The organism is Collinsella sp. LCP19S3_B6 (assembly GCF_052121815.1).
Classification (GTDB): Bacteria; Actinomycetota; Coriobacteriia; order Coriobacteriales; family Coriobacteriaceae; genus Collinsella.
Genome location: NZ_JBQKDN010000003.1, coordinates 91,407 through 108,740, shown reverse-complemented (window position 1 = coordinate 108,740; position 17,334 = coordinate 91,407). Strand labels below are relative to the sequence as shown.

Annotated in this window: 14 protein-coding genes; all 14 read right to left on the bottom strand. The window is 61.0% G+C overall.

Features of this window, described 5'->3' with window-relative positions:
- Positions 1-19: 19 nt before the first annotated feature.
- Positions 20-517, bottom strand: coding sequence for a YajQ family cyclic di-GMP-binding protein (locus ACTQWD_RS02220; RefSeq protein ID WP_441041349.1), 498 nt, complete (start codon positions 515-517; stop codon positions 20-22).
- A 26-nt stretch (positions 518-543) separates the two neighbouring features.
- Complete coding sequence (locus tag ACTQWD_RS02215) at positions 544-2,034, bottom strand: RodZ domain-containing protein (protein ID WP_441041351.1); 1,491 nt, start codon at positions 2,032-2,034, stop codon at positions 544-546.
- Positions 2,034-4,817 carry a DNA translocase FtsK 4TM domain-containing protein gene (locus ACTQWD_RS02210; protein ID WP_441041353.1) on the bottom strand — a complete coding sequence of 928 codons (2,784 nt, stop codon included), beginning with the start codon at positions 4,815-4,817 and terminating at the stop codon, positions 2,034-2,036. Before ACTQWD_RS02210 ends, ACTQWD_RS02215 begins: the two co-directional genes overlap by 1 nt.
- A 1-nt stretch (position 4,818) precedes the next feature.
- On the bottom strand, positions 4,819-6,489 hold the full coding sequence (locus tag ACTQWD_RS02205; RefSeq protein ID WP_117654800.1) for a ribonuclease J: 1,671 nt from the start codon (positions 6,487-6,489) through the stop codon (positions 4,819-4,821).
- A gap of 652 nt (positions 6,490-7,141) precedes the next feature.
- Positions 7,142-9,388 (bottom strand): polyribonucleotide nucleotidyltransferase, encoded by a 2,247-nt coding sequence (locus ACTQWD_RS02200; RefSeq protein WP_441041555.1) that lies wholly within the window; start codon positions 9,386-9,388, stop codon positions 7,142-7,144.
- Between the two features lie 150 nt (positions 9,389-9,538).
- On the bottom strand, positions 9,539-9,817 hold the full coding sequence (gene rpsO, locus ACTQWD_RS02195; RefSeq protein ID WP_154516313.1) for a 30S ribosomal protein S15: 279 nt from the start codon (positions 9,815-9,817) through the stop codon (positions 9,539-9,541).
- Between the two features lie 138 nt (positions 9,818-9,955).
- The gene (gene recO, locus ACTQWD_RS02190; RefSeq protein ID WP_154516310.1) at positions 9,956-10,705 is read right to left on the bottom strand and encodes a DNA repair protein RecO; all 750 of its coding nucleotides are present in this window, start codon (positions 10,703-10,705) and stop codon (positions 9,956-9,958) included.
- 15 nt (positions 10,706-10,720) lie between these two features.
- Positions 10,721-11,794 (bottom strand): GTPase Era, encoded by a 1,074-nt coding sequence (era, locus tag ACTQWD_RS02185; protein WP_441041558.1) that lies wholly within the window; start codon positions 11,792-11,794, stop codon positions 10,721-10,723.
- A 12-nt stretch (positions 11,795-11,806) separates the two neighbouring features.
- Positions 11,807-12,184, bottom strand: a complete 378-nt coding sequence (locus ACTQWD_RS02180; protein WP_427726826.1) for a diacylglycerol kinase family protein — start codon at positions 12,182-12,184, stop codon at positions 11,807-11,809.
- A gap of 9 nt (positions 12,185-12,193) precedes the next feature.
- A complete protein-coding gene (ybeY, locus tag ACTQWD_RS02175) occupies positions 12,194-12,703 on the bottom strand; it encodes an rRNA maturation RNase YbeY (RefSeq protein ID WP_427726828.1) in 510 nt (169 codons plus the stop codon).
- Entirely contained in the window at positions 12,700-13,686 is a 987-nt protein-coding gene (locus ACTQWD_RS02170) for a PhoH family protein (RefSeq protein ID WP_427717503.1), read from the bottom strand. Before ACTQWD_RS02170 ends, ybeY begins: the two co-directional genes overlap by 4 nt.
- Entirely contained in the window at positions 13,667-14,959 is a 1,293-nt protein-coding gene (locus ACTQWD_RS02165) for a MiaB/RimO family radical SAM methylthiotransferase (RefSeq protein WP_370450600.1), read from the bottom strand. The genes ACTQWD_RS02170 and ACTQWD_RS02165 overlap by 20 nt, the downstream gene beginning before the upstream one ends.
- A 9-nt stretch (positions 14,960-14,968) precedes the next feature.
- Entirely contained in the window at positions 14,969-16,117 is a 1,149-nt protein-coding gene (gene dnaJ / locus ACTQWD_RS02160) for a molecular chaperone DnaJ (protein WP_441041560.1), read from the bottom strand.
- 81 nt (positions 16,118-16,198) lie between these two features.
- Positions 16,199-17,302 carry a DnaJ domain-containing protein gene (locus tag ACTQWD_RS02155; RefSeq protein WP_441559144.1) on the bottom strand — a complete coding sequence of 368 codons (1,104 nt, stop codon included), beginning with the start codon at positions 17,300-17,302 and terminating at the stop codon, positions 16,199-16,201.
- Positions 17,303-17,334: the final 32 nt, after the last annotated feature.

Here is a 17,334-nt window from a genome sequence, read left to right as displayed (position 1 = left end):
AGCGGTCCTTTCGAGTAAATTAGCGGTAGTTGGTAAACTGCAGCGGCTGGCCGTAGTCCTGGTCGCGCAGGAACTGAATCACCGTCTGTAAAGCGTCCTTAGAAGCCGAGGAAACGCGCAGCTTATCGGCCTCGATGGTCACCTTGACCTTAAGCTTTTGATCCTTGATGTCTTTATTGATCTTCTTTGCGGTCACCTGGTCGATGCCCTCGACGATATGACCGAGCACGCGCACGGTACCGCCCGAAGCCGCCTGCGGGGTGTCCCAAGAGACAGCCTTGAGGTCGATACCGCGCTTGATGAGCTTGGAGCTCAAAACATCGATGATCTGCTTGGAGACAAAATCGGCCGGAGCGTTAATCGTAAAGAGCTTGTCGCCCTTCGAAAGCTCGATGGTGGCGCCGGAGTCTTTAAGGTCATAGCGCTGGGAGATCTCGCGGGCGGTCTGCTGGAAGGCGTTATCGACCTCCTGCATGTTAACCTCGGACACAACGTCAAAGCTGGAATCTTTAGCCATGGTTCTTCCTTTCGGTACGGGGAGCCTTAGTAGCTGTCGTACGAATAGTCATCTGTATTGTTCACTGTCTGGTCGTCGGATGCCGTGTCGGTGCCGACGGTAGACTGGGCATCGGTGCCGTCGGCATTATCGGTACCGCCGGCATTATCGCCGTTCGCGGAGTCAGCGGTCTCCTTCTTGGGAACGGTAATGGTCACGCGCGCCACACCCGATGTCTTGGTGTCATAGCGAACCTTTTCACCATTCTTGGTGACCGTGACATCGGAGGGCTTGGACGTGGTGATCTCAATCGAGGACTCGGGCGTGTACTCCTGCTCAAAAGGACCGGTCGCTTGAGCGCCATAGACCGATTTACCGTCGACCTTGACCTCGATCCAGGCGGTCTTGCCCTTGGCAACAGAGACCTTGACCTTGGTGACCTCGTCCTCTTCCTTTTCCACCGTCGCCTTGGCAGCATCGGAACCGGCCGCATCCGTCGCCTCGTCGGCGTCTTCATCCTCGTCAGTGGATTCGGTCTTCTTGGAAGATTTCTTAGTCGTCGTCTTGGTAGCCACGGGTGTCTCGGGCGTCGACTCGGGTGCAGCAGAGCCGCAACCACGCAGGAGTACCACGATGAGCAAAATCAACAGTAGCACCACGGCACCGATGCCGACGTAAATAATGCGCGGATCGATCGTGTTGTATTGAGAGGCGCGCCCAACGCCGCGTCCGCGATTGGAGCTACCACGACCATTACCCTGCGGTATGCGGCCGCGACCGCTATCGGGACGACCACGATAGCTACTCTGGCGCTGCGAACCCCGCCGGCCCGGACGCGGCGCAAGCTCGCCACGGCCCTGATAGCCGCGCTGGCCAGAGCGAGGCACCGAAGAGCGCTGCCCATAGGGCTGGGATTGCGAACGGAGGCGCGGCGTCACCTGCGTGGTATCGGCGTCGGAATAGCCATCGCGGGAACGCCCGGCGGGTACTCCGCGATAGCTACGACCGGAGTATCCACCGTCGCCGTAACCGGCGCGAGGATCGCGACTCAACCCGCGAGCGGCGGGAAGCGCACGGTCATCTGGCAGGGGCGTACTGCGAAAACGATCTCGCTGAGAACGAATTTCCTCGCTGGAGCCCGTCTCGGTGATATAGCCCGCCTGCGGAGGGCGCTGGCCGTACCGTGTCGTACGACCACCCTGAACCATCAAAAAACGACCGTTATCGACCGAAGAACGCGAGTTAACGTAGCCGGCAGCATCCTGAAAACGACCTCCCTGCTGCGAGGTATCGCGTTCATATGCCATGAGGTCGTCAAAATAAGCGTTGACGACCTCGCGCGGGTTAAGCCCCAAAAAGCGAGCGTAGCTCGAAATCATGCCCTGCGCATAGCCACGCGGGGGCATCGATGCAAAGTTACCAGTCTCGAAAAACTCGATGATCTGCGGCCTGATTTTGATGGTGTTGGCGACCTGCTGGATGGAAAGGCCCATCCGGCGACGCTGCTCGAGCAGCATGTCACCAAAGCGTGCAGCCATCAGAATCCTCCAAACTCACGATCTTCACGTACCATCTCGGCGTCGACAGACTCCAGCGCGGCAAGCCCTTCGTCATCCAGCAGGACCTCGCGCGGCTTGGAACCGTCGGGCGGGCCGACGACGCCCTTTTCTTCCAGCATGTCCATAATACGCCCGGCGCGCGCATAGCCAACCTTGAGGCGGCGTTGCAGGCCAGATGTGGAGCCAAGCTGCGATTCCACCACAATATGGGCGGCCTCCCAGATAAGCGGGTCGTCATCCTGCGGCTCGGCAACGCCCGTGCGGACAATACCGCCGCCACCAGCCATGGACATGGAAGCAGGCGCCACGGCAGACAGAATCTCCTCGTGGTAGTCGGGCTCGCTTTGCGACTTAACGAACTCGACGATCTCGTTGATCTCGTCATCCGAGACAAAACAGCCCTGGATACGGCGGGGCTTGCCCCAGTCGACCTTGGAGAACAGCATGTCGCCCAAACCGGTGAGCTTTTCGGCGCCCATCTGGTCGATAATGACGCGGGAATCGATGCCCGTGGCCACGTTAAAGGCGATACGATTGGTGATGTTGGCCTTAATGAGGCCCGTCACCACGTTGGAGCTGGGGCGCTGCGTAGCCACGATAAGGTGAATACCGGCGGCACGGCCCAGCTGGGCGATACGAACGATCGAGGCCTCGACATCCTTGCCGGCAACCATCATCAGGTCCGATAGCTCGTCGATGATAATGACCAGATAGGGCATCTTTTGCGGCGGGTTATCGTAGTGTTCGAACTCGCCGGCGGCCTGCTTTTCGTTATACGTCGAGATCTTGCGAACGTTGAGGCGCTCGAAGACCTTCAGGCGACGCTCCATCTCGGACACAGCCCATTGCAAGGCACTCGCAGCCTGCTTGGGTTCGGTCACCACGGGCACATAGAGATGGGGCAGGCCGTTATAGCCGGCAAGCTCAACGCGCTTGGGATCGACCATGATCAAGCGAACGTCCTCGGGAAGCGCGCGCATGAGCAGGGTCGTGATGATGGAGTTGATCATGACCGACTTACCGGAACCGGTGGTACCGGCAATAAGCAGGTGGGGCATCTTGGCGAGGTCGGCGACAACCGGCGTACCCTCGGCATCGCGGCCGATGGCCAGCTCGAGCGGACCGCCCTTCACATAGGGAAGCACGTCGCCCAGGTTAACGTTCTGGCGCTTGCGATTGGGAATCTCGATACCCACAAGCGAGGTGCCGGGAATCGGCGCAAAGATACGCACCGACTGGGCGGCAAGCGAAAGCGCGATATCGTCCTCGAGGCTCGAAATCTTGCTCACGCGCTCGCCCTCGCCGGGCTGCAGCTTAAAGGTCGTCACCGTGGGACCGGCAATCCAGCCGACGACGCGAGCGCTACGGCCAAACTCCAGCAAAGTGGACTGCAGCGACTCGGCCGTCTGCTCCAACTCCTTGTCAGAAGACGCGGCGGACGCCGACTGCGGGTTGGCGTGCAGGATTTCGAGCGGCGGGAGTTTGAGGCCATCCTCTTGCTCGCCCTCGACATCTGCAGCAGTGCCGTCAGCTCCCCCATCGCCGGCTGCAACAGGAGCAGCGGAAGCCGTTGGGGTGGAGGCGTCGGCAACCTTGGGGTGCTTCAGGAAATCGGGGATCTGCGGGGCAGCAGACACGGGGTTCACGGCAAACGGCGGCTCGGACTCGTCGACCTTGTCCGGGTCGTCTTCCATCGAAAGCTGTCCGGTGACCTGTCCTCGCCTGTCTTGCCGACGCGGCAGCAAAGTTGTCTTGGCGGTCTCGAGCGGACACTCGTCATCCTCGTCATCGCCCGCGGTGAGTTCGATTTCGCTATCGGACCAAGACGGGTCGGGCTCACTCGTGTTGAGCTTGGGCGCGGACTTGCCATGCTTGGCATGGCGACGCGGCAGCAGCGTGGTCTTGGCGCGCTCGGCCTCCACAGCCTCGGACACGTCGATAAACGGATCATCGTCCCCGTCGTCATCGTCCAGAACAGGGTCCACATCATTGCCCATCACCGTGGTCACGGCCATATCGGAGCCCTTCTGACGAAGAATGCTCAGGTGCGGACGGGCGACGCCGGGAACCGACAGGGCCTCTTCGTCGCCCCACGGGCTCGCATTGACATCGGCACGACGGCGCTCGGCAAAATCGGCAGCGCGATCGCGCGCAGAGCGCAAAACGCCACCCACCGAAAAGCCGATGATGACAAAGCCAACGACGGCCAAACCCAACAGGACCACCATCGCGATAGGTTTACCCAGGGCATTCTGCAGCGCACTCGCAATAAACGCACCGATGTAGCCACCCGAGGCGGACAGGTTTTGCGGCACAAACATGAGGTCGCACGAATCGCTCGTGCCCGGCACCATCAACGAAAGAATGGAGACGACGGCGATAAAGACAACGGCGCCACCCGCGACCGAGCGAATGTTGAGCGGCGAGTCCTCACCCAAAAAGAGCGTGGAGGCAAACAGCAAAATGACGATCGGCAGCACGTAGGCGCCCAGGCCAAAGCCAAGATGGTAGAAACCGGCAACCGCTGCCGTCACGGGTGCCGTTGCCGGAGAAATCACGGCAATGAAAGACGCAATCGCCAAAACGGCAATGACCACGCCGGCGATATCGCGGTTGGCCGAAGGCTCGACCAGGGGCTCGAAATCGTCGAACTCGGCCTCGTGGCCCTTATTGGCACGAAGATGGGAACCGGCACCCTTAGTAGATGCCGGTTGGTTGTTGGCTTTATTGCCTTTGGCGTTTTGTGCAGATCCGCGCGCCAAACTAAACCTCCATGACGACCGGGATGATCATCGGACGGGTGCGCGTACGGCTCCAAATGAAGTTGGAGAGCGAATCGCGCACGGCCTTGCGAATGGCATCGGAGCCGCTGCTCGTAAAGCTAAACTTGCCCTTCTCGATCGTCTTCATGATGGATGCGGAGGCATCCTCGGAGAACTGATCGTCGATGGCAAATGAAACACCACGGCCCGAGAACTCAATAGCCTCGATCTTCTTATGCTTGAGCGAGACGATGGCGACGGCTGTGACCATACCGTCATTGGCGAGCTTCTGACGATCGCGCAGGACGATGGGGTCGGTATCACCGATGCGCAGGCCGTCGACGTAGACGACGCCGGACTCGACGGGCGTGCCGCGCTTGACAATACCACCGCGCATCTCGAGCGTGTCACCGTTATCGAGGATAAAGATATGATCATCCTTAATACCCATCTTACGGGCAAGCTGGGCATGGGCACGCAGGTGCACGGCCTCGCCGTGAACCGGCATAAAGTAGGTGGGCTTGGCCATGGCCATCAGAAGCTTGAGCTCTTCCTGGCTGCCGTGACCCGAGACATGGACGAGGGCGCGATTCTTATCCCACACGTCGCAGCCAAGCTTGGCCAGGCTGTTGACGACCTGCTGGACGGCCTTCTCGTTGCCGGGAACAGGGGTCGCCGAGAGGATGACGGTATCGCCCTCGTGGATGGAGAGCGTCTTGTGCTCGCCGTTGGCCATGCGGGACAGCGCCGACAGCGGCTCGCCCTGAGAGCCGGTGCACATGACGACAATCTTGTCGTCAGGCAGGTTATCGATATCGAAGGCATCGATGATATCGGCATCGTCGATGTTGAGGTAGCCCAGCTCGCGCGCCACGCGGGTGTTGGTGAGCATGGAACGTCCGGTCACGACGACCTTGCGGCCGCACTTGCGGGCGGCGTCGCAGATCTGCTGCAGGCGATGGATATGGCTCGAGAACGACGCGACGAAAACACGGCCCGGGGCATTCTTGATGGCGTGCAGCAGGTTGGGACCGACCTCGGCCTCGGACTTGGTAAAGCCCGGAACCGTGGCGTTGGTGGAGTCGGAAAGCAACAGGTCGATGCCCTGCTTGGCAAAGCGACTGATGGCGGCATAATCGGGCGTGACGCCATCGATGGGCGTCTGGTCGAGCTTAAAGTCGCCCGTGTGCATAACGGTGCCCTGGTTGGTGCGAATGAATACACCCAAAGCGCCCGGAATTGAGTGCGTCATAGAGAAGAAGTCGAGCGAAATGCCACCAAGATTGACATGGCTACCGCCCTTGACCTCGCGGAACTTGGGCGCGCGGATGCGGAACTCGGAAAGCTTGCCCTCGATGAAACCAAGCGTCAGCTTGCTCGAGAAGATGGGCACCTTGTTGTTGAGGTCCTGCAGCAGGTACGGAAGCGAACCGGTATGGTCCTCGTGGCCGTGGGTGACGATGATGCCGCGGAGCTTCTCCTCGTTCTCCAGAACATAGGTGTAGTCGGGAAGCACCAAATCGATACCGGGCTGGGAGTCGTCGGGGAACATAAGGCCGGCGTCGACGAGCACCATGTCGTCGCCGCACTCGAAGACCGTCATATTCTTGCCGATGCCGTCAAGGCCTCCGAGCGGAATGATCTTCAAAGGAGATGATTTTTTAGCTGCCATAGGTTCGTGCGGTTTCCTTTCTTCGAAACGGGTCTGGAACAACCGACGGGGCGCTTCTGGCAAACCGACCGCCGGGAACGTACAAACATGCATCACGGAGTCGATGCAGTAACCGCATCATGATACCCATTTGCCCACCAACAGACCACCCATGCATCAAAGCCCCATCCAAACCGGTCTATCCCGCCGGTCTGGGGCCATCGGGGGCCGGGGCGGGTTAAGTTTGCTGCTCTACAGTCCTGCGCAAGACGGAAAGCACATTAAGTGCTTTCCTTTGCGTGCGGAACTCGCGACAAACTTAACCCGCCCCGGCCCCCGATGGCCCCAGACCTGCCAAAAAGGGACAGGTTTATTTTGGTCGGTTTTATCTGGGGTAATGCCGCGCATGCGATTATCTAAAGATCTGAATTCAGATAACTGAATAGACTATCTGACAAAATCGAAACCCGCACCAACCAGCGCTTTTGCTATTCCCGGCGGGGGCCGCGGGTAAAGTTTATCGCGAGTTCCGCACGAGCCGGAGAGCACTTAATGTGCTCTCCGTGCGAGCAGGACTGTAGAGCAGGAAACTTTATCCGCGGACCCCGCCGGGAATAGTAAAAGGGCGACCCCTGTCCAGAGTCGCCCTTGTTGAGCCGCTTATGTGTAGCTGTTACTCGGCGTCGTGGTGACGGCGGGGCTTGCGGCCTCCGTTGTCGCCGGGACGGCGCGGACGGTCGCTGCGCTCGGAGCGCTCGCGACGCGGACGCTCACGGCGCTGGAAGTGCTCACCGTCGCCCTCGGAGGCACCCTCGGCACGAGCCGGGGCCTCGGGCTTATCCAGACGATCGAGCGAGATCTTGCCGCGATCGTCGACCTCGATGACGACGACCTTAACCTCGTCGCCCACGTTGAGGACATCCTCGACCTTCTCCACGCGACCCTTGGCAACGCGGGAGATGTGCAGCAGGCCGTCCTTACCGGGCAGCAGGTTAACAAAGGCGCCGAAGGGCTGGATGGAGACCACGCGACCGGTGTACTCCTCGCCCGGCTCGGGAACCTTGATGATGAGCTTGATGCGCTCGACAGCCTGGTCGACGGACTCGCCGGTGCCGCCGACAAAGACAGTGCCGTCCTCCTGGATGTCGACCAAAGCACCGGTCTCGTCTTGGATGCCGCGGATGACCTTACCGCCGGAACCGATAACGTCGCGGATCTTGTCGGTCGGAACCTGGATGGAGACGATGCGCGGAGCGGTGCTGCGCGTGGTGTGGCGCGGCTCGGGGATCACATCGAGCATCTTCTGCAGGATGAAGGCGCGACCCTCCTTGGCCTGCTGCAGGGCGCGGGCCAGGATGTCAAAGGTAAGGCCGGTGGCCTTGTTGTCCATCTGCAGAGCGGTAATGCCCTCGGTGGTGCCGGTGACCTTAAAGTCCATATCGCCCAGGAAGTCCTCGAGACCCTGGATGTCGGACAGGACCACGGTCTTGCCCTCCTCCTGGATCAGACCCATGGCGATACCGGAGACCGGGCGCTTAATGGGCACGCCACCGTCCATAAGGGCGAGCGTGGAGCCGCAGGTCGAAGCCATCGAAGAGGAGCCGTTGGACTCCATGACCTCGGAGACCACGCGGATGGCGTAGGGGAACTCGTTCTCGTCGGGGAGCACCGGAAGCAGGGCGCGCTCGGCCAGGTTGCCGTGGCCGATCTCGCGGCGCTTGGGGCTACCCATGCGGCCGGTCTCGCCGGTGCAGAACGGCGGGAAGTTGTAGTGGTGCATGTAGCGCTTGCCCTCGGTGGGCTCGATGGTATCCAGACGCTGGCCCTCGTTGAGCATGCCGAGCGACAGGACGGAGAGCACCTGGGTCTGGCCGCGCTGGAACAGGCCGGAGCCATGAACGAGCGGCAGGTAGTTGTCCTTCACCATAATGGGGCGAATCTCATCGGCGGTACGGCCGTCGACGCGCTCACCGGTCTCGACGACCATGGTGCGCATGGCCTTCTTCTCGAGCTTCTTGAGTGCCACGGGGATCTCGCGCTCCCAAGCGGCCTGCTCCTCCTCGGTGAACTCGGCACGGATGGACTCCTTCAGAGCCTCGACCTTGCCGATACGGGAGAGCTTGTCGGCGTCGCGAAGGGCGGCTGCCATCTCGTCGTAGTGGGCGAAGATGCGCTCCTGGACCTCCTCGACGGGCTGGTCGAGCGGGTACTCCTTCTTGACGATAGCGCCGTTGACCTGCTCCCACTCGGCAACGAACTCGTCCTGAGCCCGGCAGAAGGCAGCGAGGGCCTCCTGGCCAAACTTCATGGCGGCGAGCATATCGTCCTCGGAGATCTCATCGGCGCCGGCCTCGACCATCGAGATGAAGTCGGCAGAGCCGCCCAGCTCCAGGTCCAGATCGGAGTTCTCGCGCTCCTCATAGGTGGGGTTGACGATAAACTCGCCGGTCTCCACGTTGCGGCCGATGCGCACGCACGCAAGCGGGCCCTCGAAGGGCACGCCGCCGAGCGTCATAGCCAGGGAGGCACCCATGACGTTGATGACGTCGAAGGGGTTGACCTGGTCGGCGACGAGCGAGGTGGCGACGATGTGCACCTCGTTGCGGAAGCCGTCCGGGAAGCTCGGGCGAATAGGACGGTCGATCATGCGGGCCGTGAGCGTGGCCTTCTCGCTGGGACGGCCCTCGCGCTTGAGGTAGCCACCCGGGATACGGCCGGCAGCGTACATCTTCTCGTTGAAGTCGACGGTCAGCGGAAAGAAGTCGTAGTTCTTGCGCTCCTTGGAGACGACCACGGTGTCGAGCATCGTGGTGTCGCCCTGCTTGACCAGACAGGCGCCGGTGGCCTGCTTGGCGAGCTCGCCCGACTCAAAGGTGTAGGTCTTGCCGTACAGCTCAAAGGTCTTGGATACGAGTGTCATTGTTCTCCTTTACCCCGCAGACCCCTTGCCTGCGGGCTTCTCATGTGACGCGGGCCCCCTGCCCCCGCCACGCTTCAGAGCGTGATTGTTCACGCCCTTACACAAAAAGAGCGCCCCGCTGCGCAGGACGCTCTTAGCATGTACAAATCCTTACTGGATGTTGTCGCGGATGCCCAGAGCCTTGATGAGCTCACGATACTCGACGACGTCGTTCTTCTTGATGTAGGAGAGAAGACGACGACGGCGACCGACGAGCATGAGCAGACCACGACGGGTGTGGAAGTCCTTCTGGTGGGACTTCATGTGCTCGGTCAGCTCCTTGATGCGCTCGGTCAGGATGGCGACCTGAACCTTGGGGTTGCCGGTGTCGACCGGGGTGTTACCGAACTGGGCAGTCAGCTCCGCCTTGCGCTCTTTGGAAACAGTCATTGTTTCACCTTTCGTTTCGCGTCGCCCGCGGGCGACTCTATTCGCCTCGGACTGGGAAGCCGCCGGTGGAGCGAGCATCCAAGGTCGAGGTACCAACAGGTCGGTATGTTACCACAAGCGGACCGCGTATGCCCATCATCACCGACCCAACATGAATTCCATCGCGCGAAGACGCTGATCGGTGTGCGTGGCAGCCCAAACATGCGAAAGCCCCAGCAAAAAGGCGGCAGTATGGGGATCGACCCTCTCGGCCATGAGCGCATCGAAGGTCATTGACATGAGGGCGCGCAGCCATGCGACCTCGCCGGTCGACACCAGCTCGGCACCCGGAACGCTCGACGCGCACGACCCGCACATGAGCCCGCCCGCCTGGGGCGAAAAATACGACAGCATAGGGTCTCCGCACAGTACGCAGGCCGAAAAATCGGGTCGATAGCCAACGTGCGACAACAGCTTAAAGACATATGCCGCCACAAGCAGGTCCATATGTGCCGTGTCGAGCCTGCTGCCCACCAGGGCAAGTGCTCGCTGCGTAATGGCAAAGGTAAACGGGTCCTCGGCGTCCTCGAACGAGCACACGCGCGCGACCTCGGCGATCGCGCTTGCGGCGCAGGTCGTCTCGTAATCGGGCGCGGCGCCGAGCGGCGCCTCCATAAGCTCGGCCTGAGAAACCACGTCGAGCGACCGTCCGTGCGCGAGCAGCATATCGACGGTACAGAACAGCTCGCAGCGCGCCGCCAGGCGCCCGCCGGGTTTGCGCGCGCCCTTTGCCACGGCACGGACCTGCCGACCCCGCTCATCAAGCATCGTCAAGATCAGATCGGTCTCCTTGAGCTTGGTCTTATCGAGGACGAGTACCTTTGTGCGATATGTCCGTGAGCCTGCCATGAGCGCCGTGCGCCCTTAGTCCTCGGCGTTGTAGCCAAAACGGCGAATCTGGGCCTCGTCGTCACGCCAGCCGGCCTTTACCTTCACGTCCAGCTCCAAAAAGACCTGCGTGCCAAAGATGCGCTCAAGATCGCGACGGGCGTCGATGCCGATATGCTTGATCATCTCGCCGCCCTTACCGATGATGATGCCCTTTTGGCCCTCGCGCTCAACGTAAATAGTGGCATGCACGCGCAGCACCTTCTTGGTCTGCTCGAGCGCATCGCAGATTACGCCAACGGAGTGCGGAATCTCATCACGGGTGCGGCGCAAGACCTTCTCGCGCACAAACTCGGCAACGAGCGTCTCGTCGGAAGCGTCGGTACCCATGTCCTCGGGGAACCAACGCGGGCCCTCGGGCAAAAAGTGCGCAACGGTCTCGATGAAGGCATCGACGTTGAAGTTCTTGACCGACGACGTCACGATCTCATCGTCATATTCCATGAGCACGTGGGCGGCCTTAAGCTGCTCCATGACCTGTGCGGGGTCGGCCTCATCGGCCTTGGTGAGTACCAGGACCTTCTTGGAACGGGCGCATCTGACGCGCTCGGCAACCCAGGCGTCTCCCCTGCCGATCGGTTTGGTGGCATCAATCAAAAACGCGACGACATCGACATCGTTTAGCTCGAACAGCGCGCTCTTGTTGAGCTCGGACCCTAGACCGTCCTTGGGTTTGTGAATACCCGGGGTATCGACAAAAACCAGCTGGTAGCCGGGGCGATTGACGACGGCGCGCATGCGACGGCGGGTCGTCTGGGCCACCGGCGAGGTGATGGCGACCTTTTTGCCATAGCAGGCGTTGAGCAGCGTGGACTTACCGGCGTTGGGGCGACCGACCAGGGCCACGAAGCCGCTGCGGAAACCGGGCTCAACGTCGCCAAAGCCCGCGAGGCTGTCGTCCTCGTCGCACAGGGCGTCGAGCTCCTCGTCACTCATGCCCTCAAACGGGTCGAACTCCTCGACCTCGCAAGCCTCAGTCGCTTCGGCATCCACAGCATCCAGGGGCTCGTCGTCCAGCGTTTCATCGATAGGCTGCATATTGTCGGACATGAAAATCCCTTTCTAAATAAAGCCGAGCGCGTGGGCAAATACCAACAAGCCCACAATCGCGGCGGTGATGGAAAGAACGTATACGGAGGCGGCGGCGATATCCTTTGCACGCTTTGCCAGCGGATGGAATTCCTGGGTCGCCAAATCGACAATCGCCTCCATGGCGGTGTTGCACAGCTCGCCGTGAATCACCAGGCCGCAGCAAATGATAATCGTAGCCCACTCGGCAATGTCGAGCCCCACGATGCAGCCGGCAATGACAGTGCACACACCCGCCACGAGCATGACCTTAATGTTACGCTCGGTCTTGACGGCGGTAACGAAGCCCTCCATGGCGTAGGAGAACGACTTTAAAAAGGACGGATGGTCCTTGTTCGATCCGGGAATCATAGACGGCTCCTAGTCGTGGGCATGGTTGGTGATGGGGCCGACGTGAACCAGCTTGGGGTCCTCGCCGCGCTCGAGCGCCAAATCGCGCAGGATGGCGTCCTCGCGGGCCTCCATGACCTCGGCCTCGTCGTCCACGATATGATCGTAGCCCAGTAAATGCAACATGCCATGCACGAGCATCAGGCGGCACTCATCGGCAGGGCTATTGCCAAAGCCGGGGGCCTGACGGGCAATGACCTGCGGGGCCAAGATGATATCGCCGAGCTCGAGCGTCTCGTCGGCTGGGATATCCTCGTCAAAGGCCGAGTCGCATTCAAACGAGAGGACATCGGTGGTACGGTCGATACCGCGCCACTCGTGGTTGAGCTCGCGCATCTCATCCTCATCGACATACGAAAGGGAAATCTCGACTTTTCGCTCAACGCCCTCGGCAGCAAGCACGACCTCGCAGATGTGCTCTACCTCCTGCGCGTCAAGCAGCGTATCGAGCTCGGCATCGTTGCTGATCAATACACTCAACGGGACTCCTTTCGGTCGCGCACGCGTTTCTCGCGCACGTCATCATAAGCATCATATGCCTCGACGATTCGCCCCACCAAGGCGTGACGCACCACGTCGGCACGCTCGAGGTGCGAAAACGCGACATCGTCGACACGACCCAAAATCTGCTCAACGTCGGCAAGACCGCCGCGACGACCTACCAAGTCACGCTGGCTCAGGTCACCGGTAATCACAAACTTGGAGTTAAAGCCCAGGCGCGTCAGGAACATCTTCATCTGTTCGGGCGTGGTATTTTGAGCCTCGTCGAGCACCACGAAGGCATCGCTCAGCGTACGACCGCGCATGTAGGCAAGCGGGGCGATCTCGATCACGCCACGCTCCATAAGCTCATCGGTGCGCTCGCGATCCATCATGTCAAAAAGGGCGTCGTAGAGCGGACGCATGTAGGGATCGATCTTTTCCTCGAGGGTACCGGGCAAAAAGCCCAAGTTCTCCCCCGCCTCGACAACCGGACGCGTCAAGATCAGACGGCCCACCTCGTGACGCTTGAGCGCGGCAACGGCAAGCGCCATGGCCAGATAGGTCTTACCGGTACCAGCAGGACCCAAGCCAAACGTGATGGTATGCGAGCGGATGGCATCCACATAGCGCTTTTGACCGAGCGTCTTGGGGCGAATGGCACGACCGCGATACGAAAGCAGCACATCATCGCGAAGCGACGTAGCCCCGTACTCACCGTCGCGCAAGACAGCCAGGCAGCGAGAGACATCGTCGACAGACAGCGTCCGTCCGGCGGCAACCTCGCGAAAAGCATGCTCGAAAAAGCGCGCCACGAGCTCGACCTCGTCCGGGTCACCGCACACGGCGATACTGTCGCCACGGGCGACCACGTGGGCGCGAACCAAGCTCTCGAGCGCACGAAGGACGCCGTCGCCGGCACCCAAAACGCGCGAGGGATCAATTCCATCGGGAACGGTAAGTCTAATCTTCGAGGCTTCCATGAACCTCCCTGCGTGCATGGACCAAGCCGGAATCATCGACTCCGATGATAGCAACATCGAGCAGGCACGGGGCTGTGAGTCCGCAGGTATCGTCAAGACGGGCATGATGGAACGAACCGAGCGTCAGGTTGTCGCCATACTCGAGCACGGCACGCTCGACGGTGCCCACGCGACGGCGGGCGTCGGCAATGGCGAGTTCCTGCGCCGCGGCTCGCATACGACGGCTGCGCTCAGCCATAACCTCGGGCGGCACCTGGTCGGGCATATCGGCAGCAAGGGTACCGGGACGCTTGCTATAGCGGAAGACATGCATGCGCGAAAAGCCCACGCGACGGCACAACGCCAGCGACTCCTCAAATTCCGCGTCCGTCTCGCCGGGAAAACCGACGATGACGTCGCACGAAAGGGACGCCTGAGGCAAGTTGGCGCGGATCATACGCACCGTCTCCTCAAATGCCTCGGCGCTATAGGGACGGCCCATGCGATGCAGGGTCGCCGTGCAGCCAGACTGCACGGGCAGGTGCAAAAACGGGGCGATGCGCTGCGGATAGCGCGCCATGACCTTAAGCAGGGGCTCGGAGATATCCATGGGCTCGACCGAGGAAATGCGCACATGAGGAATAGACGTACGCTCCATGATTGCCTCGAGCAGCTCATCGATCTCGACGTGTTCGTCGGTCGCACTCTTGCCATCGTAGGCGCCCAGGTTCACGCCCGTCAGCACCACCTCGGGCACGCCGGCCTCCTGAGCCTCACGAACTTGTTCGAGCACAGACTCGACCGGCACGGAGCGCTCGGGGCCGCGGGCCTTCCACACAATGCAATAGGTGCAACGATGGTTGCAGCCGTCCTGGATCTTCACACCCAGACGCGAGCGACCGAGCGCATCGACCACATCGCCGTCGCTACAGGCGGCCACACTATCGGACTCAACGCCCAGCACCTCGCAGACGCGTTCGGCGACATCGATCTTAGACGGCTCCGCGATCACGCGGTCCGAAAGCTCCAGAAGCTCCTCGGGGTGCAAATTGACAACGCACCCGGTCACGACCACATAGGGCTCTTTTGGATGAGCCAGCGCATGGCGGACGGCCTTACGGGTCTTGGCCTCGGCCTCGCCCGTAACGGCACAGGTGTTAATGACAATCAGCTCCGCATCCTGAGGCTCCACCATTGCAAAACCCAGGCGCATAAGATCGGCAGTGATACGGTCGGACTCAACCCGGTTGACACGGCAGCCGAGGTTGACAACAGAGATATGAGGTGCGAGCACGCGGGCTCCTTAATCGAGGATGTCGTCGAGAGCGCTCTTAATGCGATCGGTCACCGATTTCTTGCCGGAAGCGACATCGTCGCCCGACTCGGCGGCGAAAGCCTCGAGCAGCTCGCGCTGCTTGGCGGAAAGGTTCGTGGGGACGAGCACGCGCAGCTGAACGATCAAGCGTCCACGCGAGCCGCCACCGCCGATACGGGGCATACCGTAGTTGTTGACACTCACGGTGTCGCCGTACTGCGTACCGGCGGGGACGCACACCTTGACGACCTCGTCGGGCAAAATGCCCTCAACCTTAATCTCGCAGCCGAGCGCAGCCTGCGCAATCGAGATATCGCTCACGAGGTACAGGTCGTCGCCGTTGCGTTTAAAACGCTCGTGATCGGCGACGCGCACGTTGACGATCAGGTCGCCCGAGGGCTCACCACGAAGGCCTGCCTCGCCAAAGCCGCTCACGCGCAGCTGACGACCGGTCGAGACGCCGGCGGGGATATCGATGTCGATCTTTTCGTGCGAAGGCGTGCGGCCCTGACCGTCGCAGGTCTCGCAGGGATGGTCGATGACCGTGCCTTCGCCATGGCAGTCGGGGCAAGGCGAAGAGGACTGAACCTGACCCAGGAACGAGCGCTGGACCGTCGTGACATAGCCCGTGCCGTGGCAACGGCTGCACTGCTTTTCGGCCGCACCCTCGGCCCTACCGGTGCCATTGCAATCCTCGCAGGGGGCAAGGCGGTCATAGCTGATCGTCTTTTTGCAACCGAGCGCCGCCTCCTCAAGGGTCACCGAAAGGGAGATGGCCATATCGCGGCCGCGACGACGCTCGCGGCGATTTCGGGCGCCACCGCCGGCACCGCCGCCAAAGAACGACGAAAAGAGGTCGTCCATGCCCATGCCGCCAAAGATATCGTTAATGTCGACATAGCCGGAGCCACCGGGGCCGTCGGGCGAACCGTAGCGATCGTAGTTTGCACGCTTCTGCTCGTCGGAAAGAACGGAATATGCCTCGTTGAGCTCTTTGAACTTGGCCTCGGCATCGGGGTCGTCCGAAACGTCCGGGTGTACGATACGGGCCTTCTTTAGAAACGCGCGCTTAATCGTCCGCGCGTCGGCATCCTTGTCGACGCCAAGTACCTCGTAGTAATCCCTATTTTCCGACACGACCGAATCCTTCCGACTTTCATTATTGTCACAGTGCGTCCTATACCCAAGCTGGGCCGACCGCAAACAAAGGGTTTGATGTTATTGCATTACGTAGGGCGAAAGCATGGCACGTTGCGAGCAGCTCGCAAACCAAACCGACACGAGAGCAAACATAAATCCGTTGGCAAAACCGTTGGCAAACTGCATCGCGCCGCGCTTCCACCACAGCAGGCTGCGGTGAAGCACGCCGTCCGAGAGCACCATGAACAAGCCCATGGCAAACGGAACAAAGCACATCATGGCAAAGGCCGAGAACACGCCCGAGATGGCCGACAGCACCAAAAAAGGCGCCACGATGCCCATCAGGTAAAAACCGGTACGGGCCTTGCCCTCCAGGCGTTCGGCCTCGACATGGGCGCGCCCGACCAAATCGCCGCCCGAGGCACCGTTGGTGCCGGCGTGACCCATGCCGTCAATATGGATCTCGTCGCCATCATGCGTGCCGGCAGGAAACTCAATCGTCTGCTCGGAGGTCACACGGGTCCGCCCGCTGCCACCGCAATCGGGGCAGGGGTCGGCGACGACCTTACCGGAACCGCCGCACTCGGGGCAGACCGACTGGAACGTGCCGGCACCAAACAGGAAGGACAGGTCGACGTCGATGTGGCCGCGACCGCCGCAGCTCGGACAGGTATGTGCATGCTCGGACGAGACAGAGCCCGAGCCTCCGCAATGACCACAGGTATCGAAGCGCGTATAGCGGACGGTCTTGCGGGCACCGCCCTTGGCCTCCTTGGCGTCGAGCTTAATATCGACGACCACGTTGGCGCCGTTCTCGGGATTATAGGCAGCCTGGCTGCGACGCTGCTGGCCCCAGGCGCCACCAAAGGGAAAGCCGCCCTCAAAGGGATTGCCATAGCCTGCGCTGCCGGCGTAGCCGCCGCCATAGGGCGAAGCAGAAGGAGCGCCGGAGAAGGGATTGCCCGAGCGCATGGCATCATAGCGCGCACGCTTCTGCTCGTCCGAAAGCACGGCATAGGCCTCGGAAACCTCTTTAAACTTTTCCTCGGCATCCGGCTCTTTGTTGACGTCCGGATGGAGCTTGCGGGCCTTTTGCTGAAAGGCCTTCTGTATATCACGCGAGGTGGCGTCCTTGGAGACACCCAAGATCTCGTAGTAATCTTTTTCGTTCATCGTCGCCATGCGCGGCAACCTCCTGCTCACAGCAGCGTATA